Below are 23,393 nucleotides of genomic sequence, written 5' to 3' on the forward strand. Positions count from 1 at the left end.
CTCGTGCCACTCGTGTCGGGCCAGGCTTCCAGAGGCGCCGGACCTGACCGCCACACCCGCGCCAAGGAGTCCGTCCGAGGCACGGCAGGGCCAGATCCTGCACCGCCCCTTGGGCACAAAGCCGCCGCCACCCTGTCATCCTGCCAACCGCGCCAGACGCCAGGCGATGGCATTCCAAAGGCCCCAGGCCTTTGGCGGGGTGGCTTGGAGGGGCGGCGCCCCTCCAACCTCCGCACCACGCCGCGGGGCCTGACGACCGCCATGCGCAACCGCTGGGCCGAACTCGCCATCCTCGCCGCATCCCGTGCCGCCATGGGCGCGCAGTTCCAGGTCGTGGGTGCGCTGGGGCCGCTGCTGATCGGTTCCCTGGCGGCTGACTGGGCGCAACTCGGCACGCTGATCGGCGCCTATTCGGCCTCGGGCGTGCTGATCGCGCTGCCCGCGGGCATCGTCATGGCGCGACTGGGCGACCGGGCGGTGCTGCTGCTGGGCGTCGGGCTGATGGCATTGGGGGGTGTCGCGCTGGCGCTGGCGGGCGGCTTCGGCATGGCGATGGCCGGGCGGCTGGTCTCGGGTGCCGGCGGCGCGCTGCTGGCGATCGCCTGCGCGAAGATGGTGCTGGATCGGTTCTCGGGGGCAGCCTTGTCGCCCGCGCTGGGGCTGATGCTGGTGGCCTGGCCGTGTGGCATCGGGATTTCGCTGGTGGTGCTGCCGCTGCTCGGGGCCGATTGGCGTGCCGGGCTATGGCTGTCGGCGGCCGTCTGCGCGGCGTCCTTCGTGCCGCTGTGGTTCGCCCTGCCGAAGGGGGATGGCGCCGGCGCCGCGACGGCTCGTCGCGGCGGGCTGCTGCGCAGCGAATGGGGCCCGCTGCTGTCGGCAGGCGCGATCTGGGGATTCTACAACGCGGCCTTCGTTGTGGCACTCGGCTTCACGCCGGCGCTGCTGGTGTCGCGCGGCTGGACGACGGAGGCGGCCGGCGGCGTCACCGCCCTGGTCAGCTTCGGCATCCTGCCGCTGCTGCCGCTGGGCGGCGCGTTGGCGGAACGGATGGGCCGGCCGATCCTGATCACCGTCGCCTGCATGGTCGGTATGGCGGGCTGCCTGCTGGCGGTGGTGGCGGGGTTGGCGCCCTGGCCCTGGCTGCTGGCCTTCGGGATGCTGGCCGCGCCGCCGGCGTCGCTGGTGATGGCTATGGTGGGCCGCGCGCTGTCGGCACCCAGCCGGGCCTTCGGCATGGGCGTACACTACACGCTGTTCTACGGTTCCCTTGCGGCGCTGCCGCCGCTGGCGGGTTTGGCGCGCGACGTCAGCCAGGCGCCGGCGGCGCCGCTGCTGGCGGGGGTGGGGTTCCTGGGCATCGCGCTCGCGGCGGTGCCGGCGTATCTGCATATGGCCTCGAGGAAGATGGCATGACCGCCCCGCCCGATCCCGACACGCTGTATCCGGTGCCGGGCGATGTCAGCACGGTGCTGCTGCGGCCGCTGCTCACGCTGTATCCCGACGTCACCAACGTCTCGGCCGGGGCCTATTCCTACTATCACGACCATGAGGACCCGCTGCGCTTCCTCGAACGCTGCGTGCGCTACAATTTCGGCTTCGGGTCGCTGTCGATCGGGTCGTATTGCGCCATCGCGCATCGCGCCACCTTCCTGATGCCCGGGGCGAACCACGCCATCGCCGGGCCATCGACCTTCCCCTTCGGCATCCTCGGCGGTTCCTTCGCCGAGGCCTTGCCGCTCGACGACTATCCCTGGCGCGGCGGCGGACCGACCACGGTCGGCCACGATGTCTGGCTCGGCACCGAATGCCTGGTGATGCCGGGGGTGACGATCGGCCATGGCGCCATCATCGGCGCACGCGCCGTCGTCACGCGCGACGTGCCGCCCTATGCCGTCGTCGCGGGCAATCCGGCGCAGGTGATGAAGATGCGCTTCTCCGCGCTCGACATCGACCGCCTGCTGGAAATCGCCTGGTGGGACTGGCCCGCGGAACGCGTCGCCCGCGCCGTTCCCGCCTTGGCGACCGGCGGGGTCGCAGCACTCATTCGCGCCTGAGCACGCCGTCCACCAGCCGGTCAGCCCAGGCGGTGCTCTGGAACGATGCCCGCAGGGCGTCCTCCGAATAATCCTCACGCAACCAGTCGAGGAAGGCCTTCGGGCCCTGCGCCTTCTGGAAGGCGGCATAGGCGAGGAAGAAGGCATCCAGGATGCCGGTCCGCGCCGCCGCCACATGGCCGAAGCGCAGTGACAGCTGATCGAGCGCCTGTTCGACCGGCCGCCCCTGCGCCAGCAGCCAGATTCCGGCCGCCAGGCCGGTGCGGTCGGCGCCGGACTTGCAATGGATCAGCGCCGGTTCGGTCATGCGGGCAAAGATGCCGGCCAGGCGCAGCACGCGGTCCTTGTGCGGCGCGCCTCGGGATTCCAGCGGCGCGTCAATGTGGTCCAACCCAAGCGCCGCCGCCGCCTGGCGTCCAAGAGCATCCGAGCCGCAAGCCTCCCTATGCCCGCGCAGGTTGACGACCGTGCGGATGCCGTGCCGGCGCACCGCCTGTTCCAGTTGCCAGGGCGTGGGGTGGTTCGAACGATACAGCCGGCCGCTTTCGACCACGCCCCAATTGCGCCAGCCGAGGCGCAACAGGGCGTGGTCGATGAACAGCGAATTGAGCCAGGCGGCGCGGCGGGCGCCGGGCAGGGTGAGGTCGCGGCTGGACATTGCCTGGGCTTATGGCGCCTTCGACGGCGTTTGTTGAGGGGGCGGGCCGAGGGGGGGGACGAGAGGACCGGTGGTGGCTTTGTCCCTCCGGACCGCCCCCATCAAAGGCCAGCGGACCTTTGGTGGGTGTATTGGAGGCGCCTTGATCCATAAGCGCGCAGATTGGAGGGGCGCTGCCCCTCCAAGCCACCCCGCCAGGAGCCAGCGGGCTCCTGGACCGCGGGATTTTGGTGCTTTGCGTGGGGGACTACGTCTGGGTGGAGCAGCGCCAGGGATGGCCCCAAATTCCCCGCACCGAGCCGCGGTGTTCAGCGCCAATACTGAGGTTTCCAAAGGCCTTAAGCCTTTGGTGGGGTGAGGTTCGGAGAGGGGCAAAGCCCCTCTCCGAGGCGCGATGGCGCCCAAACTTCGCACCAATGGGGCAAGGCCCCTCCATCCTTCGTCGCGCGCCGGCGCTGCCTACTCGACGCGCGCGCCGGAAATCCGCACCGCTTCCACCCAGGCCGGCCGGTCGCGATCGGCGCGTTCGGTCATCTGGGCCGGCGTCGACCATTCGGCCAGGGCGCCGACGCGCAGGAAGCGGTCCTTCACCTCCTGCTGCGCGACGATCTGCCGCAGGGCGCCGCTCAGCCGTTCGATGGTCGCCGGCGGCGTGCCGGTGGGGAACACGAAGCCCTGCCAGGAGGTCAGCACGAAGTCCGGCAGCCCGGCCTCGGCCATGGTCGGGATGTCCTGCATGGTCGGCCAGCGCGCGGGCGTGGTGACGCCGAAGGCGCGCATCTGCCCGCCGGTGATGACCGGGACATAGGAGGCGAGGTTGTCCAGCGCGAAATCCACGTCGCCCGACAGCATCGCCGGGACGGTCTGCGCGGCGCCGCGGAACGGCACGTGGGTGCCCTCGATGCCGGTGCGCGCGCAGAACAGCGCGCCCGACAGATGCGGCGTGGTGCCAACGCCGGGCGAGCCATAGGTGATGCCGCCGCGCTTGGCCTTCGCCCAGGTGATGAATTCCTGGAGCGTGCGGGCCGGGTTCTTCTCGGCGGCGACGACCGCGACGTTGGGCAGGTCCCAGGCGACGCCGACCGGCGCGAGGTCCTTCACCGGGTCATAAGGCAGCCGCGCATACAGCGTCGGGTTGATGCACAGGTGGCCGACCGAGGCGATGCCGAGCGTGTAGCCGTCTGGCGCTGCCTTCGCGACAGCGTCGAGGCCGATGTTGCCGCCCGCGCCGGCGCGGTTCTCCACCACGAAGGGCTGGCCGAGAATCGGCGAAAGCTGTTCGGCATACAGGCGCACCAGCACATCGGTGGACCCGCCCGGCGGCCAGGGCACGATCACGCGGACGGGGCGGTTCGGCCAGGCGCCCTGGGCATGGACGGCGGGCGCGGCGAACACGCCGGCGCTGACTGCCAGAAGGGTGCGGCGGGTGGTCATGCGTTGGTTTCTCCCGGTCTATGGTTGCGCCGGGCAATATCCCGCAATGGCCTTCAACGCCAGATGAAGCACACTTTGCCGCGGTCCGGCGATCAGGTCGCCGGGCGCTTCGCCAGGGCCAGGCCGATGCCCAACGCCATCATCGCGGCGCCCGACGCCTCCCGCAGGCGGCGGACCAGGCCGGGGCGTGCGGCGGCGCCGTCGCGGATGCCGCTTGCCGCGACGGCGACCACGATGTCGGCGAGGGTATTGAGCCCGACCGAGACGAAGCCCAGCACCACGAATTGCAGCGCCACGGGGCCTTGGGCGGGGTCCACGAATTGCGGGACGAAGGCCAGGAAGAAGGCGGCAGTCTTGGGGTTCAGCGCCTCGACCAGCACGCCTTCTTGAAAGGCGCGCCGTGACCCGACCGGCGGTGCCGCCGGCCCGCCCTGCAGCACGGTCGCGGCGTCCCGGCGGGCGGATTGGATGGTGCGCAAGCCGATCCAGACGAGGTAGGCGGCCCCGATCAGCTTCAGCGCCGCGAAGAGTTCCGCACTGGCGAGCACGATCGCCGAAACGCCCAGGCCGCCCGCAAGGACGTGGACCAGGCCGCCCAGCCCGGTGCCGAAGCTGGAGGCGACGCCTTCCGCGCGGCCGCCGGCCAGCGTGCGCGCCGCGACGTAGAAGATGCCCGGACCGGGCGTGATCGCGAGCAGCAGGGCTGCCGCGAAGAAGAAGGCGAATTGGGTCGGTTCTGGCATGGCCGTGGGGCTCTACAGGGATTCACCGGCCATACCCAGCGCTGGAATGGCCACCCGTGCCGCCTGCGTAGGGCGGCAGGCCACGCGTTTCCCGCCATGGCCGCTGCCGCGCGGGGCGCCAGCGGATGGCGCCCCGACTGGCCTTGCCGTGATGCATCCCATCGACACGACGCGGCAGCGCCGATGGGATGCCGGAGGGACAGCGTCCCGGCGATCAGCGGTCCCGCTTCGCCTGCGCGTTGCGCACGAATTGGGCGACGCGGCCAATCTCGCGCGGGTCGGTGCGAACGGTGCGCTTGCGGCTCGGCTTGGCATGCATGCCCTGCCCCGCCGCATCCCCCGCGCCAGGATGCGGGGCGACAGCGGCGCGCTTGCGCGCCAGCACCTCGCGCAGCGCCGCGGCGTGCCAGGCGCGGCGTGCCTGGCCGTGCAACGCATCGAGCCGATGGTTCACCCGCTTCAGCGCAGCGGCATAGACCTGCTTGCGGCGCGCGAGGGCCGTGTCGTTGCCGGCGGTGGCGCGCGCCTCGCCCTTGCCCCGGCGCGCACGGCGATTGCCATGCACCATGCCGCGCAGCCGGTTGCGCTGCTCGCGCAGGGTGCGGGCGAGCGCCAGCACCTCCTCCGCCGGAAGTTCGGACAAGGCAGGGTAGTGGCTCGGGGCAACGGTCGCGAAGTCGTCGCCCAGCAGGCGGCGTTCGGCGGCGATGCTGGTGGCCATTGGGGCGTCCTCCGTTCCTGTCCCGCAAAGTTAGTGCGCGGGGGCGCATGCTGGAAGGGGCGCCGGCCGAGGCTGGGACGCGCGGCACGAAAACCGCACGGTCGGCCATGCCCCGCCGGACGGAGGATCGGCCCGCCTGGATGGCGAGCGCGCTATGCCTGTTCGCGCAACACCGCCGAGAGCGTCACCAGCATCGAGGCGGTGGCCCCCCAGATGTAGTGGCGATCATGCGGCCAGACCCAGAACTCCCGCATCCGGCCGCGGAATTCCTGCTGCCGCCGTTCCGGGGCCGCGGGGTCGAGCAGATGCGTGAGCGGATATTCGAACGCCTCGGCGACCTCCCCCGGATCGCTGAGCAGGGCGAAGGGCGGGCGCAACAGGGCGACCACCGGCGTGACCAGGTAGCCGGTGCCGGTCAGCAGCGTCGGCAGGCGGCCAAGGATCTCGGGCATGGCTGGATCGAGGCCGACTTCCTCCTGCGCCTCGCGCAGCGCGGTCTGTTCCGGCGTCTCGCCGGGCTCCATGCGGCCGCCGGGAAAGGACACCTGGCCGGCATGGGAATTCAGCCGCGAGGATCTCAGCGTCAACAGAACGGTCGGATCGTCATGCAGGACAAGCGGCACCAGCACCGCGGCGTCAACCGTCCGCCCACCGGTGCGCGCGACGCGGTCGAGGTCATCCTCGGGCGAGGGCCGGTCGCGCGGCAGGCGTGCCGGATCGGCCAGCCGCGCCCGCAGGACGGCGGGGTCGATACGCAATGTCGTGACGCTCACGTCATGGCCTTCGCATCCGGTCGTCGCGGGCCCGATCGCCGGCGGCGCGTCACGCGATGCACGAATCAGGCCCCATTCAATCCGCCGCCATGTCGAGCGTCGGCACCTCGTCGATCGGGAAGAAGGTCCCCTCGCTCCAGACGCCGAGCACCTCGCGGCCTTCCAGCATCTCCGATTCGGCGAGAGCCACCAGTTCGTAGAACACCGCGCGGCTGATCCGCGCCTCGAGCCCCGGCCGCACGGTGATGTAGGGCCTCGGTTCCCGGGTCGTGGGGCACAGTTGCACACGGATCGGGTGCGCGGCGTCGGCGGTCACCATCTCATCGAGGTTGGTGCGGAAGGTCAGGCATTGCTGCGGCACGCCGCCGCCGCAGTCGCAGTCGCGCCAGAATAGCTCGACGGCGACGAAGGGGGCGTCCTCCACCTCGATCCGCCCACGCTCGGCCGGGGTTTCCAGCCAATAGGACCCGTCATCGCCGCGCTTGAGGACGGATGAGAACAGGCAGACCAACGGCTTCCGCTGGATCGCGCTGCCCTTGTAGTACCAGGTGCCGTCGCGGCCGATGCGAATGGCGTAGTCGCCGCATTCCTGTCGCGCCCGTGCGAGCACCGTGCCGGCCGGCGGCATGCAGCCGCGTGGCACGCATCCTGCTCCGCTTGCGATGGTTTCCACAGGCTTCGATTCCATACCCTGGACGGTGTTTTCCATGCCCTGGACGGTCATTGCATTTCGTCGCCCTTGCACTCAGCGTGGCCGATGCGAGCTAATTGTCAGTGTGGTCGCATCGGCATGCGCGCCTCCGCAACCGTCATATAGGGAGCCCAGCCCGCATGAGTGAAGTGGCCGAGACGACACAGGACCCATCTGTCCTGGTGGCGGAGGTGGAAGCCCTCGGCGCCCGCCTGGCCCGGGTGCGGGACGCGATCGGCCGCGTCATCTTCGGGCAGGAACTGGTGATCGAGCGCGTGCTGATCACCCTGCTGTCGGGCGGGCATGTGCTGCTGGTGGGCGTGCCGGGGCTCGGCAAGACCAAGCTGGTGGACACGCTCGGCACCGTGCTGGGCCTCGACCCTCGGCGCGTGCAGTTCACGCCGGACCTGATGCCGGCCGACATCCTGGGCTCGGAAGTGCTGGAGGAGGACGCCCAGGGCCGCCGCGCCTTCCGCTTCATCAAGGGCCCGATCTTCTGCCAGCTGCTGATGGCCGATGAGATCAACCGCGCCTCCCCCCGCACGCAATCCGCCCTGCTGCAGGCGATGCAGGAACACCGCGTGGCGATCGGCGGCGAGATCCACGCCCTGCCCACGCCCTTCCATGTGCTGGCCACGCAGAACCCGATCGAGCAGGAAGGCACCTACCCCTTGCCGGAAGCGCAGCTCGACCGCTTCCTGCTGGAAATCGAGGTCGGCTACCCCGACGAGGCCGCAGAACGCGCCATGCTGCTGGCGACCACCGGCGCGCGCGAGGCGAAGCCCGTCCAGGCCATGACCGGCGCCGAACTGATCGCCGCCCAGGCGCTGATCCGCCGCATCCCGGTCGGCGAGCAGGTGCTCGAGGCCATCCTGAAACTGGTGCGCGGCGCCCGGCCGGAAACCACCGGCCTCGACGCCGTACGCAAGCACCTGGCCTGGGGGCCGGGACCGCGCGCGGCCCAGGCGCTGATGCTGGCGACTCGCGCCCGCGCGCTGCTGGACGGGCGCCTTGCCCCCAGCGTGGACGACGTGATCGCGCTCGCCGAACCCGTGCTGCGGCACCGCATGGCGCTGACCTTCGCGGCCCGCGCGGACGGCGTGCGGCTGAGCGAGGTGATCGATGCGCTGAAGGACAGCCTGGGGTGAGGATGTGGGCCCGGGTCGCGTTGGAGAGGGGCTCTGCCCCTCTCCAAACCTCACCCCGCCAAAGGCCTAAGGGCCTCTGGACACCAATACCTGGTCGGGAAATTCGGGGAGGGGCGTGGCCCACCCGTGACCAAGGGCGCGCGTGTGACGCCCCTCCCCGAAATTCCCGATTGAAGTTGAGGGATCCAAGGGCCTTAAGCCCTTGGCGGGAGGGGTTCGGGGAGGGCAGAGCCCTCCCTGACGGCAACCTGTGACCACCGTCCCCATCCCCTGGGCCGAGGCCCTCGGCGCCACGCTCCCGCCGCTCGTCGTGCAGGCCGAGCGCGTGGCATCGACCGTCATGCAGGGCGTCCACGGCCGGCGACGCCCCGGTCAGGGTGATGCCTTCTGGCAGTTCCGTCCGTATCTGCCTGGAGATTCGGCAGCGAGGGTCGATTGGCGGCAATCCGCCAAGTCCGACCGACTGTTCGTGCGCGAGACGGAATGGGAGGCCGCGCAGACCGTCGCCCTGTGGTGCCAATCCGGCGAGGGCATGGATTGGCGTAGTGATGCGATGCTGCCGACCAAGCGCGTGCGGGCGGAATTGTTGCTTCTGGCGTTGTCCGCGCTGCTGTTCCGGGGCGGCGAGAGGGTGCGGCTGTTCGGCCTGCCGCGGGCGTTTTCCGGCCGTGGTGCACTGTCGAGCCTGGCGCAGTCGCTGCCCCGCCAGACGGAACAGGCGGAGGATGTACGGATTCCGCGCCATGCGCGGGCGGTGCTGATCGGCGACTTCCTCGCACCGCTTGAGGAGACGCGCCGCGCGGTGGCGCAACTGGCAGCGGGCGCGGTGCGGGGCCATCTGCTGCAGGTGCTTGATCCCGCGGAGGAAACCCTGCCCTTTTCTGGCCGTGTCCGATTCCAGGCCCTTGGCCGGGTGGAGGAAGCGCTGGTGCCGCGCGTCGAGGGCGTGCGCGCGCTGTATGAGGAGCGCCTGGCCCGGCATCGGGATGGGTTGGCCGCACTCGCGGCGGCGTCAGGCTGGTCGTTTGCCACCCACCGCACCGACCAACCGCCGGAAGCGGCGCTGCTGGCGCTGCATCGCCGCCTGGCGCCCGGCTGATGTGGCAGGTCGGACCCCTTGCCTTCGCGGCACCCTGGCTGCTGCTGGCGCTGCCCGCGCTGCCGCTGCTGTGGTGGCTGCTGCGGGTCAGTCCGCCGGCGCCAAAGACCCAGGCCTTCCCGGCGATCCGCCTGCTGCGCGACCTGCCGCCGACCGAGGAGACGCCGCACCGCACGCCCTGGTGGCTGCTGCTGCTGCGCATTGTCGCGGCGGCGCTGCTGATCCTGGGGCTGGCGCGGCCGGTCTGGCAGCCGGGCGGGGGTGGCGGCGGGTCGGGACCGCTGCTCGTGGTGATCGACAATGGCTGGGCCGCCGCGCCCGATTGGCCGGCGCGCATGGCGGCCGCCATGGCGGCCCTGGACGCTGCGGCCCGGGAGGACCGGCGTGTCGCGCTGTTGCCGACCGCCCCGCCCGAGACGGGCGAGCCGATCGCGGCGACCGGGCTGATGCCGGCGGAGGAAGCGCATGCGCGCCTTGCCGCCCTGCGGCCACGGGCCTGGGCACCGGACCGTGCCGCGGCGCTGGCGGCATTGGCTGCCTTCCGCCGCACCAATCCCGGCCCCTTCGCGACGCTTTATGTCGCCGATGGCGTGGAGCATGCGGTGGAGGGCGACGCCTTCACGCCGCTGGCCACGGCGCTGGCGGAAGCCGGACCACTGATCGTGGCGCGCGCCGAGGCACGGCCGGCCCGGCTGCTGCCGCCGCCGCGCGCCGAGGCCGACCGGCTGGTGGTGCGTGTGCTGCAAACCCCGGTGACGACGCCGACCGAAGCCACCGTGCTGGCGCGCACGGGCGATGGGCGGGCGATCGCCTCGGCGACCATTCCGATCCCGGCCGGGGCCGGCAGCGCCGAGGCGGCGATCGACCTGCCGATCGAGATCCGCAACCAGGTCGTGCGGCTGGACCTGGAACCCGAAGCCGGTGCTGCCGGCACCGTGCTGCTCGATGAACGCTTTCGCCGGCGGCCGGTCGGCATCTCGGCGTCAGTGGAGACCTCGGCCGATGCGCCGCTGACCGGGGACCTGTTCTACCTGGAACGCGCGCTGGCGCCTTATGCGGAGATCCGGCGCGGCACGCCGGAACAGCTGCTGTCGCGCCAGCTCGCGGTGCTGATCCTCGCCGATCGCGAGGTACCGGAGGGACGCGAGCGGGAGGCGCTATCGCGCTGGGTCGAACAGGGCGGCATGCTGATCCGCTTCGCCGGGCCGCGGCTCGCCGAACGGCCCGACCCGCTGCTGCCGGTCGCGCTGCGGGCGGGGGAACGGCAGCTGGGCGGCGCGCTGTCCTGGGACCGGCCGCAGGCGCTGGCCCCCTTCCCCGAAGGCTCGCCATTCGCCGGGCTGGTACCGCCGGCCGAGGTCACGATTGAACGCCAGGTGCTGGCCGAACCCTCGGCGCGGCTCAGCGACCGGTCCTGGGCACGGCTGGCCGATGGCACGCCGCTCGTCACCGCGGCGGCGCGCGGCCAGGGGCGCATCGTGTTGTTCCATGTCACCGCCAATGCGGAATGGTCGAACCTGCCGCTCTCGGGCCTGTTCGTGGACATGCTGCGGCGGCTCGTCGCGCTGTCGGCCGGGGTGCAGGGCAGCGAGGGCGAGGTGCCGCTCGCGCCACTGGAAATCCTCGATGGCTTCGGGCGGCTCGGCGCCGCGCCGCCGGCGGCCGCCCCCATTCCGGCGAACCGGGTGGAGGAGACCGCGGCGTCCCCGCGCCATCCGCCGGGCTGGTACGGATCGCCGGGCCAGGCGGAGGATGCCGCCTGGCGGCGGGCGCTCAACCTGTCAGCCCATCTGCCGGCGCCGCGCGCCACCGCCGTGCCGCCAGCCACGGCGCGGGTCGAATCCATCGGCGGCGTGCCGGCCGAACGCGACCTCGGGCCCTGGCTGCTGGCGGCGGCGCTGCTGCTGCTGGCGCTGGACCTGCTGGTCTCGCTCGGCCAGCGCGGGCTGGTCGGCAAGCAATGGTCGCGCTGGACGCGGGCGGCGGCGGTCGCAGCGATGCTGCTCGGCGCCGGGTCGGCGCGCGCGCAGGAGGCAGAGGGCGCCGCGGCCAACGCCACGCGGCTCGCCTATGTGGCGACCGGCGATGCGCAGGTGGATGAGACATCGCGCATGGGCCTCGCCGGCCTGTCGGATTTCATGAACCGCCGCACCGCCGCCGCGCTGGCCGACCCGGTCGCGGTGGTGCCCGGGCGCGACGACCTGTCCTACTATCCGCTGATCTATTGGCCGGTGCTGCCGGAAGCCGCGCAGCCGGATGGGGCGGCGGTCGCCGCGCTCAACACCTTTATGCGCAATGGCGGGATCATCCTGCTCGACACCCGCGACGAGGGTTCGGGCGAGGGCATGAACCAGGGGGCGCGGGCAGCGCTGCGGCGGGTGACGCGAGACCTCGCCATCCCGCCCCTCGCCCCGGTTGCCGAGGACCATGTGCTGCGCCGCGCCTTCTACCTGCTGCAGGACCTGCCGGGGCGGTATGCCGGCGGGCAGGTCTGGGCGGCGCGCGACCAGGACCGCGCCAATGACAGCGTCTCCCCGGTGATCATCGGCGGGCATGACTGGGCGGCGGCCTGGGCGATGGATGCGCGCGGGCAGAATCCTTACGCCACCATTCCCGGCGGGGCGCGGCAGCGGGTGCTCGCCTATCGCTTCGGGACGAACCTCGTGATGTACGCGCTGACCGGCAACTACAAGGGTGACCAGGTGCATGTGCCGGCCATCCTGGAAAGGCTTGGGAATTGAACGACGCGGCTTCCTCGTCCCATGGGCCTGCCGCGTCGCTGCTGCGCGAACGCCAGCCGCATGGCCATGCGCGCGTCACCTATGTCGAGTTGTTCTTCGACCTGATCTTCGTCTTCGCCATCACGCAGCTGTCGCATGGGCTCGCGCATCATTTCGACCTGCATACGGCCGCGCAGATGCTGGTGCTGTTCGTCGCGCTGTGGTGCACCTGGATCAATACGGCCTGGGTGACCAACTGGTTCGACCCGGACCGGCTGCCCACGCGGCTGATGCTGTTCGCGATGATGTTCGCGGGCCTGGTCGCGGCCACCACCATCCCGGCGGCCTATGGCGTCGATGGCCTTGTGTTCGCCTGCGCCTATGTGGCGCTGGAGGCCGGGCGCTTCGGCTGGGCGTGGTGGATGACGCCGGCGGACAACGTGGCGCTGCGCCGCAACTTCCAGCGCATCCTGGTGTGGGTGGGCATGGCCGCGCCCTTCTGGATCCTGGGCGGGCTGCTGCCGGGCGATTGGCGGCTGGCCTGCTGGGCGATCGCGGTGGCGATCTGGGTGGCCGGGCCGATCCTGCGCTTCCCGGTGCCGGGCCTCGGCGCATCCTCGACCCAGGATTGGAACATCGAAGGCGCGCATTTCGCCGAGCGCTGCGCGCTGTTCGTCATCATCGCGCTAGGCGAGGGCATCCTGGTGACCGGCGCGACCGCCGCCGGCCTGCCCACGACCTTCGCGAACCTGGCCGCCTTCGCGGTCGCCTTCATCGGCAGCATCGCCATGTGGTGGGTGTATTTCCACATCGGCGAATCGCGCGGCACGCGGCTGATCACCCAGCATGACGACCCCGGCCGCATCGCGCGCGTCGGCTACACCTATCTCCACGCGCCGATCGCCGCGGGCATCGTGCTGACGGCCGTGTCCGACGACATGCTGCTAAAGCATGCCGGCGACATCGCCGGCACGGCGGGAGCGGTGGCGCTGCTCGGCGGGCCGGCGCTGTATCTGGTCGGTCTGGCACTGTTCAAGCGGCTTAACCTCGGCCACATGCCGCTGTCGCATCTGGTCGGGATCGGGCTGATGGCGGCGCTGGCGGTGGTCGGGCGCGATCTGCCGGTTCTGGTGCTCGGCATCGCCGTATCGGCGACGCTGGTGCTGGTCGCGGCGTGGGAACACATCTCGCTGGGCAGGCGGGCCGCATGAACCAGTCCGTCGCCGGCATCGACTTCGCACCCGTCCTGCCGCTGTGGCTGCTGGGCGTCGCGGCGGCCCTGGCGCTGCTGGCCCTGGCGCCGGCCGCCTGGCGCCGGGCGCGCGGCGTGGTGTGGCGCGCCGTCACCTTCGCGCTGATCCTGCTCGCGCTCGCCAACCCGCGCCTGGTCGAGGAATCCCGCGAGACGCGCCCGGACATCGCCCTGCTGGTCGTCGACCAGAGCGATTCCGCCCGCATCGGCACCCGCGCCGCGCAGATCGAAGCGGCGCGACGGGAGATCGAGGCGCGCGCCGGCCGGCTGCCCGACCTTGAACTGCGCAGCGTCGAGGTGCCGGAGGGCGGCAACCAAGGCACGCGGCTGTTCACCGCCATGGAACGCGCGCTGGCCGAAATTCCTCGCGCGCGATTGGCCGGCGTGATCGCGCTGACGGATGGGCAGGCGCATGACATTCCCGCCGCCTCGCCGATCGACGCGCCCTTCCATGCGCTGATACCGGGCCGTGCCGGGGAGACCGATCGCCGGCTGCGCGTCATCGAGGCGCCCGGTTTCGGCATCGTCGGGCGAGAGGTGGAGATCCGCGTCGCGGTGGATGACCTCGGCGTCGCCAACCCGACCGGCGCGGCGCGGCTGACCATCCGCCGCGATGGGGAGACGCCGCGCGTCGAATCCGTCCCGGTCGGCCGCGATCACCGCATCGCCGTGCCGATCCAGCGCGGCGGCCCGACCGTTGTCGAGATCGAGGCCGAGGCGCGGCCCGGCGAGGTCTCGACGCTCAACAACCGCCAGGTCGTGACCATCAACGGCGTGCGCGACCGGCTGCGCGTGCTGCTGGTGTCCGGTGAGCCCCATGCGGGCGAGCGCACCTGGCGGCGGCTGCTCAAGGCCGATCCGAATGTGGACCTGGTCCACTTCACCATCCTGCGGCCGCCCGAAAAGGACGACCTGACGCCGCTGAACGAGTTGGCGCTGATCGCCTTCCCGGTGCGCGAGCTGTTCCAGGTGAAGCTGCGCGACTTCGACCTGATCGTGTTCGATCGATTCTCCAACCGCGGCATCCTGCCGGCGGCCTACCTTCGCAACATCGCCGACTATGTGCGCGGCGGCGGCGCGCTGCTGATGTCCACCGGGCCGGAATTCAGCGGGCCGGTGTCCCTGGCGCTGACGCCGCTCGGTTCCGTGCTGCCGGCGCGCCCGGCCGGGCGGCAGAACATCGTCGCCGAGGGCGCCTTCCGCCCGCGCGTCTCCGCGCTCGGCTTCCGCCATCCGGTGACCGAAGGGCTGATCGGCGCCAATACCGAGCAGACGGATGCCGCCTGGGGCCGCTGGTATCGCTGGCTGCGCGCCGACCAGCGCAGCGGCAGCACCATCATGGAGGGGCCGGACGGGTCGCCGCTGCTGGTGCTGGACCGGATGGGCGAAGGCCGCGTCGCCCTGCTACTGTCCGACCACATCTGGCTGTGGTCGCGCGGCCATGATGGGGGCGGCCCGCAGCAGGAATTGCTGCGCCGCATCGCCCATTGGCTGATGCGCGAGACGGAGCTGGAGGAGGAGGACCTGACGGCCCGCATCGACTCCGGCCGGCTGACCGTCACGCGCCGCAGCCTGGATGCCGGTGCGCCGCCCGAGATCGCCGTCACCGCCCCCGATGGCGCCGTCACCCGCGCCCAGCCCGAGGCCGCCGGCGGCGGGCGGGCCGTGCTGACGCTGCCGGCCACGCTGCCCGGCGTGTGGAACGCCACCGACGGGCGACGCACCGCCTTTGCCGCCGCAGCCGCCGCCAATCCGCTCGAGGTCGCCGACCTGCGTGCCGACCCGGAGAAGCTGCGCCCGCTGCTGACCGGCACGGGCGGCGTCGCGCGCTACCTCGGCGATGGCGCTGTGCCGGCGGTGCCCGAGTTGCGCCGCGTCGCGCCCGGGCGCGATGTCGCCGGAGCGGGCTGGATCGGCCTGCGCCGCAATGGCGACCACACGGTCACCGGCATCAGTGCCATTCCACTGCTGCCGGCGTGGCTGGCGCTGGCGCTGTTACTGGGCGCGGCGGTGATGGCCTGGCGGCGGGAAGGTCGGTAGAGCCGCTTCCATTCGCCTTGGCGCATGGCAACGTCTTCCGTCGTTGTTTCTCGGGCATCCTCACCCGATCGGGTCATGCCGTGGGAGCGAAGTCCGTAGGACCGGGCTCACCGAAACCGGTGCGGATCCTTGTCTGCGCGAGCCTCGTCATCGGGGCGGATGATTGAACCTGCCCGGCACCTGCACCGGGTCCGGTCCCGGGCCAGTGACGATGGGCCGAGGTCTCGGCGTCGTACCGGCCTGGTCGCGGCAACGCATGATTTCCCACCGCGGCAAACTGCTCTAAACGGTGCGTCATGCGATGCATTTTCCTGCTGGCGCCCCTCGCGCTGACGCTGTTGCCGGTTGCGCCGGCGCTGGCCCAGTTCTCGGGCCCGCCGCCCGAAACACCGCGCGCTGCGCCGCGCCCGCCGCCCGCCCTGCCCGGCATCGCCGCGCGGCGAGCGCCGGAACCGATTCCGGGTGACCCGAACGCCAACCTGTCGCCTACCGCGGCGCTGTTCGACGCGATCAATCGCGGCGACCTGCCGGCGGCGCGCGATGCGGTGAACCGGGGTGCGAGCCTTGAGGAGCGCAACGTGCTCGGCCTGACGCCGATCGACGCGGCGGTCGACCAGGGTCGAAACGAGATCCTGTTCTTCCTGCTGTCGTCCCGTGGCGCCACCCGCGGGCCGCAGGCGCCGCCCGAGGCTTCCTTGAGCCCGGCCCAGCGCGCCGCGCGCGATCGTGCCGCGGCGGCCGAAGCCGAGCGATCGGCCCGGGCGGCCGCGGGGGCGTTGGGCGCCGGCGGCGGCCCGCGCGGTCCCGCGCCGGTCACGCGGCCGCGACTGTTCGCCAATGATGGCGGCGCGGCCCGGCCGGAGATGGGGTTCCTCGGCTTCGATGCCGGGCGCGTCGGCGGGACGGCACCGGCACGGACGGGGCGGCGGGGCTGAAGGGTCGCTGCCGCTTCTGGACGAGTAGAGTCATCCTGGCGGGCTTTGCCCCCCGAATCCACGCCACCAAAGGCTCAGCACCTTTGGAAACCTGTCCCTACCGCTGCCCGCCAGGGTTCGGACCGGAATGATCCGGGCGCCTTCGGCATGACGGTCATCACGCCTGCAGCTGCCGAGCCCAACGGTGGCGTCTCATGATGGCCCGCACCGCCATGCACGGCACCAGCCACCCGCCGTCCAAGGGGCCGTAGCCCCCCCGGTGGGGTGATTTGGAGGAGCACGGCCCCTCCATCGGCAAGGTGAGGGGTCACCGCCGCGTCGCTTCCGCCCGGTACGCCTCCACCCGTGCCTTCAGCCCCGGCCTCGCCAGCGACCGCGCCAGCGCCGCGAGATCCGCATCATCCGCAGCGCGTCGCGTCCGCCCATGCAGCGCGGCGACGGTCGTGGCATCCAGGCGGGATGCTGCCGCCCGCGCGGCGGCCAGGGCGCCATCCAGCGCCGCTTCCTCGGCGATCTCGGTGACCAATCCCACCGCGCGTGCCTGCTCCGCAGCCACCGGCGCGCCAGCCAGCAACAGCCGCCGGGCAACGCCGTCCCCCACCAGCCCGGCCAGCCGGCCGGTGCCCAGCACCAGCCCGAAGGCCGGCCCGGGGAAGGCGAAGCTCGCCCCTGGCAGGGCAAGCCGGTGGTCGCAGGCTGCGAACAGGTCCGCCCCGGCGCCGAACACCCGCCCGCCGGCGACCGCCATCGTTGTCACCGGTAGGGCATGGATGCGCTGCAGCAGCAATTCGATGCGGATGATGCGGAGCGCGAGTTCACCATCGGTCACCGTCTCCAGGTCCGCGAGATCGAGCCCGGTGCAGAAGTTCCGACCCTGGCCGCGCAGCACGACCAGCCGGGCGCCGGCGGCCATGGCGCCATCCAGTGCCGCGTCGATGGCCGCGACCATCTCGGCGCCCAAGGCGTTGCCGCGCTCGGGCCGGGCAAGCCACAGCGTCGCCACGCCGTCCTGAAGCGTGCTGTCCACCGCCTGCCCGTCCATCGCGAATCCCCTGCTGATGCGGCGCGCAGCATGGCGCCGGCGGGCGCAGCTGGAAACGGTTGCGCTGCCGACCGGTTCCTGCTGCACATCCATGCCGAGTCGTGATAGAGGGAAGGCAGGGGAATCAGGGGGTTCGGGGTCGTGCTTCGCATGATCGCGATACTGGCTGCCTTGGCCTTGGGGGGCTGCGGCAGCACGCGTGGCACGGCGCCGGGGGGTTCCGTGCCTGGCTATGCGGGGGGCAATACCTCCTGCGTGCCCTATGCGCGCGCGCGCAGTGGCATCGATTTGGCGGGGGATGCCTGGCAGTGGTGGGATGCCGCCGCGCAATCCGGCCGCTATGACCGGTCACGTAGCCCGCGGGTCGGCGGGGTGCTGGTGTTCATGCGCACGCAGCGCAACCGGACCGGGCATCTTTCCGTCGTGACGCGAGTCGTGTCATCGCGCGAGATCCGCGTGGACCATGCCAATTGGGCGTCCGGCAGCAATCGCGGAAGGGTCGCGCAGGACCAGCCGGTGGTCGATGTCTCGCCGAACAACGACTGGTCGCTGGTGCGGGTCTGGTATCCGCCGGCCAATGCGCTGGGCCAGACGAATTTCCCGACCTTCGGCTTCATCCATGGCGGGCGGCTGATGGCCGCGGCGCATTGATGAAGCGAGGCAAGCCAGAGTCAGGATGAAGCCTTGGAGGGGCGTGGCCCATAACAGCGGCCCGGATTGGCGAGCGGCGCGGCAGGGTGGCTCGGAGGAGCGCCGCCCCTCCAAGCCACCCCGCCAGGGACCAACGGGTCCCGGACCGCGTGTTTTTTTAACGATTCGCAGGGCGGGAGTGCCTGGTGGATGAAGCCCCGAATTTTACTGAGGGCCGGTCCAAACCTTCGTCGCCCGGCGCCAATTCAAGGTGTCCAGAGGCCCTTAGGCCTTTGGTGGGGAGAGGTCCGGAGAGGGGCAAAGCCCCTCTCCTGCTCATCGTCGCAGCAACAAGCCAGCACCCCTCTCCAATCGACCCGTCCACCCGGCCTTCAGGATTTTTCCACCGCATCGGCCTCGATGATCATCGGCCGCCACAGTGCGATCTGGTCGGCGACGAAGGTCGTGAAGCCGGCCTGAGTCATCGGCTCGACGAAATTGCCGATGCGCAGGAAGGCCTCGGTCACGTCGGGGCGGGCGCAGATCTCGGCCAGTGCGGCGTGCAGCGGCGTGGCGATGCTGGCGGGCAGCCCGGCCGGCGCGCTCATGCCGTGCCAGTTCTTGATGACGATGTCCTGGCCGGTCTCGCGGAAGGTCGGGACGTCCGGCGTCAGCGACAGGCGCTGTTCCGACGCCGTCGCCAGCGCCAGCAATTGCCCGGCCTGGACGGCCGGCAGGGCGCTGACGACGCCCTCGAAGGACATCTGCACCGTGCCGTTGGTCAGTTCCGTGCGCAGCGCAGCGGCGCCGCGATAGGGGATGTGCACCATGTCCACCCCGGCCATGCGCGCGAAGGTCGCGCCGGTGATGTGGCCGATCGAGCCGATGCCGCTCGACCCGTAGTTCAACTGCCCGGGTGCGGCGTGGGCCTTGGCGATCAGTTCCGGCACCGCGCGCGCGCCCAGCGACGGATGCGCCAGCACCCCGCCGAAGGTGGCGCCGAGATAGGCGACATGGCTGAAATCGGCCAACGCATCATAGGTGATGCGCGGGAACATGGTCGGCGCGATGGTGAAGGGCGCGTTGTTCGACAGCAGGAAGGCATAGCCATCCGCCGGTTCGCGCTTCAGGGTATTGGCGGCGAGCATGCCCCCGGCGCCCGGCCGGTTGTCCACCACGAAGGGCCGCCCGAAGCGTTCGGTCAGATGCGGGGCGATGATGCGGGCGACCACGTCGCTCGACCCGCCGGGCGGGAAGGAGATCAGGATGCGCACCGGCCGGTTCGGCCAGGTGCCCTGCGCGGTGACCAGTGCGGGGCGGGCCAGGACGCCGCCCAGGGTGGCGAGGACCAGGCGCCGGCGACCGGACCGCATCATGCGGGGCATCCTTCGGAGTGTTGCAGTTGCGAGGCTGACACGGTCGAATGACGCCGGGCAAGCGACTTGTTGCGCCGCAACATGACCGGCGCTGGGGACGGTATCGACGTGAAGCACTGGCGTATCCGGCTCAACGCCGGCATTTCCGGCCCGCAATGCTGGCTGCTGCTGGCGATCCGCCGGGGCTGGCTGGAGGAGGCCGGCATCGCGCTCAACCTCGAACCCGGCCAGGGGGCCTGGACCGCCGCGGCGGCCATGGCGGAAGGCGGCCATGACCTGGGCTACGGCGACATCCATGCGCTTGCGGAGATTGCGATGCGCCGACCGGGCGGCACGGCGCGCGGCATCCATGCGACCTTCGCCGCTTCGGCGGCCGCCATCGCCCTGCCGATCGGCGCATCCAGCAGCCTCTCGGGGCGCCGGCTGATCGGCCATGCCTCCGATGTCGGGCTGCGGCTGTTTCCGGCCTTCTGCGCGGCGCAAGGGATCGACCCGGCGGCGACGCGGGTGATGCCGGCGGACGGGTCGATGGTCGCTCTGTGGGACCGCGTCCGCGCCGGGGAGGCCGATGGCCTGTTCGCCTATGTCAGCACGCTGACCGCAGCGCTCGCCGCCGAGGGCCGCGATGCCGCCGGGGAGATCACCTGGCTACGCTACGACGAAGGCGCGCCCGACCTGCATGGCAGCGCGCTGATGGCCTCGCCGCGGCTGATCGCCGAGGAACCGGAGGCGCTGACCCGGCTGCTCGCCGCGCTGGATCGCGGCCTGGATGCGGCGCTGGACGATCCCGATGCGGCGATGGATGCGGTGCTGTCCTTCGCCCCGGCGGCGAACCGTGCGGCGGAGCGGGTGCGCTGGCAGGTGACGCTCGCGGTCGAGATGGCCGGACGCGGCACCTTCGGCGGCATCAGCCAGGCGCGATTTGGTCGCGGCCTGGCCCTGCAGGCGGCGGCCGCCGGTCTGCCGGCGCCGCGCATCGAGGACGTCTTCACCGACCGCTTCCTGCCGCCCCCCGAAAAGCGCACGCCGCGCCCGGTGGCCGCCTGATGCGTCCGCTTCGCTTCCTGCTGAATGGTGGGCCATCCGGCCCGCTCGCGGGATTCTTCCTGGCGGAGGCCGAGGGCTTCTTCGCCCGCGAGGGCATCGCCCCGGTCTTCCTCGCCGGTGGCGGCGCGGCGGCGTCGATCGAGGATATGGATGACGCGACCTGCGACCTTGCCTATGGCGACATGCCGGCGTTGGTCGCTCGGCTTGGCGGCGCGCCGGAAGGCACCGGCCCCGCCGCCATCTTCATCGGCTTCAACCGCACCCCGCTGACCATCGCTGTGGCCGCGGATGGGCCGATCCGCCGCCCAGCGGACCTGGCGGGCCGGCGCATCAGCGGCCATGGGAGGGATGCCGCGTTGCGCGCCTTGCCGGCACTCGCGCTGCGGGCAGGCATCGACCCGGCCGCCGTGACCATCATCGCGGACCCCGCCAGTCTCGCCGACCAGGCGCGACGGATGCTGGACGAGGATGCGGCCGACGGCGTCTTTGGCTTCGCCAACACCATCATCGCGTCACTGGAGGCCGCGGGTCTGTACGCGTTGGTGCCGCGGCTGCACTTCCTCGACTATGCGGAGGTGCTGCCCGAGTTGCATGGCAACGCCCTGGTGGCGTCGCGCGCGTTGCTTGACGACGATCCGGCGCTGCTGCGGGGCGCGCTGCGCGCCGTCTGCGCCGGCATGGCGGCGGCGATCGCCGAGCCGGCGCGCGCCGTCGTCAGCCTGTGCGCCTCGCGCCCGAAGCTGATCCCGGCGGTCGAGCTGCGCCGCCTGCAAGGCACTATCGCGCGGGAGATGGCGCATCCCGACCGCTTCGCCCTCGGCCTCGGCGATGCCGATCCGGCGCGCATCGCAGCGGGGGTCGATACCATCGCCGACGCGCTGCGCCTGCCCCGCCGGCCGCAGCCGGGGGAGGTCTTCACCGCAGCGTATCTGCCTGCGCGACCTGCACGACCGTGGCCCGTGCCGGGTCCAGGCTGACCAGCGCCTGGGCGCGCATGCGGTCAAGCCGGGCGAGGTCGTCCTCCTGCTCGCGCCGCAACACCATGGCGGCGGGGTCGCAGGTGGTGTCGGGCTGGGCGCGGCAGCGTTCATCGGCCAATGCCAATTGGGCCGCGCGGGCGGCGAGGATCGCGCCGCGCCGGGCTTCGAAGAACTGCGTGCGCGCATCCTCATCGGGGAAGCTGGCGGGCACCATGGCAACGGTGACCTGGCCCGGGTAGCGCATGGTCCGAGCGGAGGCGAGGCTGATGACGGTCGCGGTCGCGCCGATGATGCCGTTCGGCGCCATGCGGAACACCGCCGGGTCGTCGAACGGGCGCAGCGCCTGGGTGGTCTCGATATAGCCCTCCGCCTGGCAGCGCACCTCAAGCGCGGCGTGGGAGCGGGTGAGTTGCACCGTGCCGGGGGCGGCGGCAACCTCGCCGACGACATTGTCGCCACGATGAATGGCGCAATGGGCGCCCGGGGGTTCGGAGGCAAGCGCCACTTCCCCGTTCCAGGGCGGGTGCGGATAGGCGGCGCGCATGGCGGCATTCATCGCCACGGTCGCGCAACCGGGCAGGCTCAACACCCCGGCGCCGAGGATCATCACGCGGAGATATGCAGTCATGGGTTGCACTCCGGGCCGCCTTGAACCCGTCCAGATTGTAGCATCAATGCTTAGGAAAGTGTGAATGCATATATCGTGAGGGCCGAAGCCGGCGCCTCCCGCGACGGACGGCCGCAAGGCCCAGCGGCCGTCGGCCCGAGCCTGTCAGGCAGGACATCCGAGATGCGAGGTGGCGGCTTCCATCCGGCCCGCACCGGGAATAGGAGTGGCCGCCCGGGCCAGTGCACTGCGCCGCCCCGCCGGAGGAATCGCAATGTCCCTGACCCGCCGCGGCCTGGTGGCCGCCCTGCCCGCCGCCGTAGCGCTGGTGCCATCCGTCGCGCGTGCCCAGGATAGTTGGCCTGATCGCCCCGTGCGCTTCGTGGTGCCCTTCCCCGGCGGGTCCAGCCCCGACCTGACCGGCCGCGTGGTCGCGGAACATCTCGGCCGCGTGCTCGGCCAACCGGTGGTGGTGGACAACCGCGCCGGCGCCGGCGGCAACATCGGCACCGACGCCATTGCCAAGGCGACTGACGGCCACACCATCGGCCTGTCGATCAACGGCCCGCTGACGACGGCGACCGCGCTTTACCCCAACCTGCCCTACGATCCGGTCAAGGACCTGATCGCGGTATCGCTGCTGGCGCGCGGGCCGCAATTCCTGGTGGTGAACAACGACCTGCCGGTCACCGACCTGGCGGGCTTCCTCGCGCATGTGCGGGCCAATGCCGGCAAGCTCGCCTTCGGCTCGGTGGGGTCGGGGTCGGGCGGGCATCTCGGCATGCTCGATCTCCTCGCGCGGTCGGGCGGGCTCGAGATGCTGCACGTCGCCTATCGCGGCTTTCCGCCGGCGACGCTCGACCTCGTCGCCGGGCGCATCCAGGCCATGATGGTGACCACCGCGGCTGTCCTGCCGCAGGTGCAGGCCGGGCAGATCCGGGCCATCGCGGTGACCTCCGCCAATCGGTTCGCACAGACGCCACAGGTGCCGACCCTGGCGGAACAGGGGCTGGCCAATGCCGAATCCTATGGCTGGCAGACCATGGTCGTGCCGGCCTCGACACCACCGGAACGCGTCGCCCGGCTGGCGGCGGAAACGCAACGGGGGCTGCGTGAACCCGCCAACCGCGAAAGGCTGGAAAGCGCGGGGTTCGAGGTGATGGCGACCAGCCCGGCCGAGGCCACCGCCTTCCTGGCGGAGGAGACGGCACGCTGGGGCGGGATGATCCGGTGGCTGAACATCCGGCTCGACGGCTGAAGGACTGCGCGAGTGAAGAACCGGAAGGGGCTTTGCCCCCTCCGGACCTCCCCCACCAAAGGCCTAAGGGCCTCTGGACACCTCAACCTGGTGCCGGCTGTTGGCCGGGCGGGTTCCGCGCATGGGAATGGTCAATCCCGGGTATCGGCAACCCGTCAGTGCCCACGCCATGCATCGGCTTCCAA

General features: G+C 71.6%; 21 protein-coding genes. 12 read left to right on the forward strand and 9 right to left on the reverse strand.

Annotated elements, in window-relative coordinates:
• Positions 1-261: 261 nt before the first annotated feature.
• Together AAFN86_RS24500 and AAFN86_RS24505 are read left to right on the forward strand one after the other, a co-directional pair.
• Entirely contained in the window at positions 262-1,413 is a 1,152-nt protein-coding gene (locus AAFN86_RS24500; RefSeq protein ID WP_347546208.1) for an MFS transporter, read from the forward strand.
• Positions 1,410-2,054 carry a CatB-related O-acetyltransferase gene (locus AAFN86_RS24505; RefSeq protein WP_347546209.1) on the forward strand — a complete coding sequence of 215 codons (645 nt, stop codon included), beginning with the start codon at positions 1,410-1,412 and terminating at the stop codon, positions 2,052-2,054. The genes AAFN86_RS24500 and AAFN86_RS24505 overlap by 4 nt, the downstream gene beginning before the upstream one ends.
• Here the strand turns inward: AAFN86_RS24505 and AAFN86_RS24510 are convergent.
• From AAFN86_RS24510 to AAFN86_RS24535, 6 genes are all read right to left on the reverse strand, one after another.
• A complete protein-coding gene (locus tag AAFN86_RS24510; RefSeq protein WP_347546210.1) occupies positions 2,041-2,712 on the reverse strand; it encodes a tyrosine-protein phosphatase in 672 nt (223 codons plus the stop codon). The genes AAFN86_RS24505 and AAFN86_RS24510 overlap by 14 nt on opposite strands.
• A gap of 459 nt (positions 2,713-3,171) precedes the next feature.
• On the reverse strand, positions 3,172-4,146 hold the full coding sequence (locus tag AAFN86_RS24515) for a tripartite tricarboxylate transporter substrate binding protein (protein ID WP_347546212.1): 975 nt from the start codon (positions 4,144-4,146) through the stop codon (positions 3,172-3,174).
• 92 nt (positions 4,147-4,238) lie between these two features.
• Complete coding sequence (locus AAFN86_RS24520; RefSeq protein ID WP_347546213.1) at positions 4,239-4,889, reverse strand: LysE family translocator; 651 nt, start codon at positions 4,887-4,889, stop codon at positions 4,239-4,241.
• Between the two features lie 214 nt (positions 4,890-5,103).
• Positions 5,104-5,610 carry a hypothetical protein gene (locus tag AAFN86_RS24525; RefSeq protein WP_347546214.1) on the reverse strand — a complete coding sequence of 169 codons (507 nt, stop codon included), beginning with the start codon at positions 5,608-5,610 and terminating at the stop codon, positions 5,104-5,106.
• Positions 5,611-5,762: 152 nt separating this feature from the next.
• A complete protein-coding gene (locus AAFN86_RS24530; protein WP_347546215.1) occupies positions 5,763-6,383 on the reverse strand; it encodes a CoA pyrophosphatase in 621 nt (206 codons plus the stop codon).
• A 76-nt stretch (positions 6,384-6,459) separates the two neighbouring features.
• Entirely contained in the window at positions 6,460-7,026 is a 567-nt protein-coding gene (locus tag AAFN86_RS24535; RefSeq protein ID WP_347546216.1) for a DUF1285 domain-containing protein, read from the reverse strand.
• Between the two features lie 188 nt (positions 7,027-7,214).
• Here AAFN86_RS24535 and AAFN86_RS24540 point away from each other — a divergent pair, with 188 nt between their 5' ends.
• From AAFN86_RS24540 to AAFN86_RS24565, 6 genes are all read left to right on the forward strand, one after another.
• Positions 7,215-8,222 carry a MoxR family ATPase gene (locus tag AAFN86_RS24540; protein ID WP_347546217.1) on the forward strand — a complete coding sequence of 336 codons (1,008 nt, stop codon included), beginning with the start codon at positions 7,215-7,217 and terminating at the stop codon, positions 8,220-8,222.
• Between the two features lie 250 nt (positions 8,223-8,472).
• Positions 8,473-9,321, forward strand: coding sequence for a DUF58 domain-containing protein (locus tag AAFN86_RS24545; protein WP_347546218.1), 849 nt, complete (start codon positions 8,473-8,475; stop codon positions 9,319-9,321).
• Positions 9,321-12,062: a DUF4159 domain-containing protein gene (locus AAFN86_RS24550; RefSeq protein WP_347546220.1), complete on the forward strand. Its 2,742-nt coding sequence runs from the start codon at positions 9,321-9,323 to the stop codon at positions 12,060-12,062. Before AAFN86_RS24545 ends, AAFN86_RS24550 begins: the two co-directional genes overlap by 1 nt.
• Positions 12,059-13,252: a low temperature requirement protein A gene (locus tag AAFN86_RS24555; RefSeq protein WP_347546221.1), complete on the forward strand. Its 1,194-nt coding sequence runs from the start codon at positions 12,059-12,061 to the stop codon at positions 13,250-13,252. The genes AAFN86_RS24550 and AAFN86_RS24555 overlap by 4 nt, the downstream gene beginning before the upstream one ends.
• Positions 13,249-15,333, forward strand: coding sequence for a hypothetical protein (locus AAFN86_RS24560; protein WP_347546222.1), 2,085 nt, complete (start codon positions 13,249-13,251; stop codon positions 15,331-15,333). Before AAFN86_RS24555 ends, AAFN86_RS24560 begins: the two co-directional genes overlap by 4 nt.
• A 296-nt stretch (positions 15,334-15,629) precedes the next feature.
• Positions 15,630-16,268: an ankyrin repeat domain-containing protein gene (locus tag AAFN86_RS24565; protein ID WP_347546223.1), complete on the forward strand. Its 639-nt coding sequence runs from the start codon at positions 15,630-15,632 to the stop codon at positions 16,266-16,268.
• 307 nt (positions 16,269-16,575) lie between these two features.
• Here the strand turns inward: AAFN86_RS24565 and AAFN86_RS24570 are convergent, their stop codons facing one another.
• Entirely contained in the window at positions 16,576-17,310 is a 735-nt protein-coding gene (locus tag AAFN86_RS24570; RefSeq protein ID WP_347546224.1) for an enoyl-CoA hydratase/isomerase family protein, read from the reverse strand.
• Between the two features lie 150 nt (positions 17,311-17,460).
• Between AAFN86_RS24570 and AAFN86_RS24575 the strand changes: the two genes are divergently transcribed.
• Complete coding sequence (locus AAFN86_RS24575; protein ID WP_347546296.1) at positions 17,461-17,961, forward strand: CHAP domain-containing protein; 501 nt, start codon at positions 17,461-17,463, stop codon at positions 17,959-17,961.
• 371 nt (positions 17,962-18,332) lie between these two features.
• Here the strand turns inward: AAFN86_RS24575 and AAFN86_RS24580 are convergent, their stop codons facing one another.
• Positions 18,333-19,316: a tripartite tricarboxylate transporter substrate binding protein gene (locus AAFN86_RS24580; RefSeq protein ID WP_347546226.1), complete on the reverse strand. Its 984-nt coding sequence runs from the start codon at positions 19,314-19,316 to the stop codon at positions 18,333-18,335.
• A gap of 81 nt (positions 19,317-19,397) precedes the next feature.
• Here AAFN86_RS24580 and AAFN86_RS24585 point away from each other — a divergent pair, with 81 nt between their 5' ends.
• Together AAFN86_RS24585 and AAFN86_RS24590 are read left to right on the forward strand one after the other, a co-directional pair.
• A complete protein-coding gene (locus AAFN86_RS24585) occupies positions 19,398-20,363 on the forward strand; it encodes an ABC transporter substrate-binding protein (protein ID WP_347546227.1) in 966 nt (321 codons plus the stop codon).
• Positions 20,363-21,340 carry an ABC transporter substrate-binding protein gene (locus tag AAFN86_RS24590; RefSeq protein ID WP_347546228.1) on the forward strand — a complete coding sequence of 326 codons (978 nt, stop codon included), beginning with the start codon at positions 20,363-20,365 and terminating at the stop codon, positions 21,338-21,340. Before AAFN86_RS24585 ends, AAFN86_RS24590 begins: the two co-directional genes overlap by 1 nt.
• Here AAFN86_RS24590 and AAFN86_RS24595 read toward each other — a convergent pair.
• Complete coding sequence (locus tag AAFN86_RS24595; protein ID WP_347546229.1) at positions 21,279-21,971, reverse strand: hypothetical protein; 693 nt, start codon at positions 21,969-21,971, stop codon at positions 21,279-21,281. The genes AAFN86_RS24590 and AAFN86_RS24595 overlap by 62 nt on opposite strands.
• Positions 21,972-22,224: 253 nt before the next feature.
• On the opposite strand from AAFN86_RS24595, the gene AAFN86_RS24600 reads away from it, so the two are divergent.
• Entirely contained in the window at positions 22,225-23,208 is a 984-nt protein-coding gene (locus AAFN86_RS24600) for a tripartite tricarboxylate transporter substrate binding protein (RefSeq protein ID WP_347546230.1), read from the forward strand.
• Positions 23,209-23,393: the final 185 nt, after the last annotated feature.

Origin of the sequence: Roseomonas sp. CAU 1739 (assembly GCF_039839775.1) — a bacterium.
Lineage (GTDB): Bacteria > Pseudomonadota > Alphaproteobacteria > Acetobacterales > Acetobacteraceae > Neoroseomonas.

Coding starts and splice junctions, on each gene's coding strand:
- AAFN86_RS24500 (WP_347546208.1), top strand. CDS start 262: ATGCGCAACCGCTGGGCCGAACTCGCCATCCTCGCCGCATCCCGTGCC.
- AAFN86_RS24505 (WP_347546209.1), top strand. CDS start 1,410: ATGACCGCCCCGCCCGATCCCGACACGCTGTATCCGGTGCCGGGCGAT.
- AAFN86_RS24510 (WP_347546210.1), bottom strand. CDS start 2,712: ATGTCCAGCCGCGACCTCACCCTGCCCGGCGCCCGCCGCGCCGCCTGG.
- AAFN86_RS24515 (WP_347546212.1), bottom strand. CDS start 4,146: ATGACCACCCGCCGCACCCTTCTGGCAGTCAGCGCCGGCGTGTTCGCC.
- AAFN86_RS24520 (WP_347546213.1), bottom strand. CDS start 4,889: ATGCCAGAACCGACCCAATTCGCCTTCTTCTTCGCGGCAGCCCTGCTG.
- AAFN86_RS24525 (WP_347546214.1), bottom strand. CDS start 5,610: ATGGCCACCAGCATCGCCGCCGAACGCCGCCTGCTGGGCGACGACTTC.
- AAFN86_RS24540 (WP_347546217.1), top strand. CDS start 7,215: ATGAGTGAAGTGGCCGAGACGACACAGGACCCATCTGTCCTGGTGGCG.
- AAFN86_RS24550 (WP_347546220.1), top strand. CDS start 9,321: ATGTGGCAGGTCGGACCCCTTGCCTTCGCGGCACCCTGGCTGCTGCTG.
- AAFN86_RS24560 (WP_347546222.1), top strand. CDS start 13,249: ATGAACCAGTCCGTCGCCGGCATCGACTTCGCACCCGTCCTGCCGCTG.
- AAFN86_RS24565 (WP_347546223.1), top strand. CDS start 15,630: ATGCGATGCATTTTCCTGCTGGCGCCCCTCGCGCTGACGCTGTTGCCG.
- AAFN86_RS24570 (WP_347546224.1), bottom strand. CDS start 17,310: ATGGACGGGCAGGCGGTGGACAGCACGCTTCAGGACGGCGTGGCGACG.
- AAFN86_RS24575 (WP_347546296.1), top strand. CDS start 17,461: ATGATCGCGATACTGGCTGCCTTGGCCTTGGGGGGCTGCGGCAGCACG.
- AAFN86_RS24580 (WP_347546226.1), bottom strand. CDS start 19,316: ATGATGCGGTCCGGTCGCCGGCGCCTGGTCCTCGCCACCCTGGGCGGC.
- AAFN86_RS24585 (WP_347546227.1), top strand. CDS start 19,398: ATGACCGGCGCTGGGGACGGTATCGACGTGAAGCACTGGCGTATCCGG.
- AAFN86_RS24590 (WP_347546228.1), top strand. CDS start 20,363: ATGCGTCCGCTTCGCTTCCTGCTGAATGGTGGGCCATCCGGCCCGCTC.
- AAFN86_RS24595 (WP_347546229.1), bottom strand. CDS start 21,971: ATGACTGCATATCTCCGCGTGATGATCCTCGGCGCCGGGGTGTTGAGC.
- AAFN86_RS24600 (WP_347546230.1), top strand. CDS start 22,225: ATGTCCCTGACCCGCCGCGGCCTGGTGGCCGCCCTGCCCGCCGCCGTA.